This window comes from Streptococcus suis, from assembly GCF_002964045.1.
In the GTDB taxonomy this organism is placed as follows: domain Bacteria; phylum Bacillota; class Bacilli; order Lactobacillales; family Streptococcaceae; genus Streptococcus; species Streptococcus suis_U.
This window is the reverse complement of the sequence record NZ_POPB01000568.1, coordinates 1-331: the sequence shown is the minus strand read 5'-3', so window position 1 is coordinate 331 and position 331 is coordinate 1. Positions and strand designations below refer to the sequence as shown.

Sequence of the window (331 nt, the reverse complement as noted above, 5' to 3'; positions counted from 1 at the left end):
ATGAGAGGTATTGCTTATGGAAGCTATTGTATATTCCCATTTTCGAAATCACTTAAAGGACTATATGAAAAAGGTCAATGACGAGTTTGAACCTTTGGTCGTGGTTAATAAAAATCCAGAAGAAGATATTGTTGTACTGTCAAAGAGTGAGTGGGATAGTTTACAAGAAACCCTTGCTGTTGCTCGGAACGCCTACCTATCTCAGAAAGTCTTGCGTGGTATGGCTCAAGTCAAAGCGGGACAAACCCAAAAACGAAACTTGCTAGAGGCCGACTAACATGGGAATCCATTTTACAGACGACGCCTGGGAAGACTATCTTTATTGGCAAGG

1 protein-coding gene is annotated in these 331 nt (G+C 41.4%); it reads left to right on the top strand.

The features are described from left to right. The first annotated feature begins 16 nt into the window (after window positions 1–16). Window positions 17–277 carry a type II toxin-antitoxin system Phd/YefM family antitoxin gene (locus tag C1E99_RS12760; RefSeq protein WP_105179815.1) on the top strand — a complete coding sequence of 87 codons (261 nt, stop codon included), beginning with the start codon at window positions 17–19 and terminating at the stop codon, window positions 275–277. Window positions 278–331: the final 54 nt, after the last annotated feature.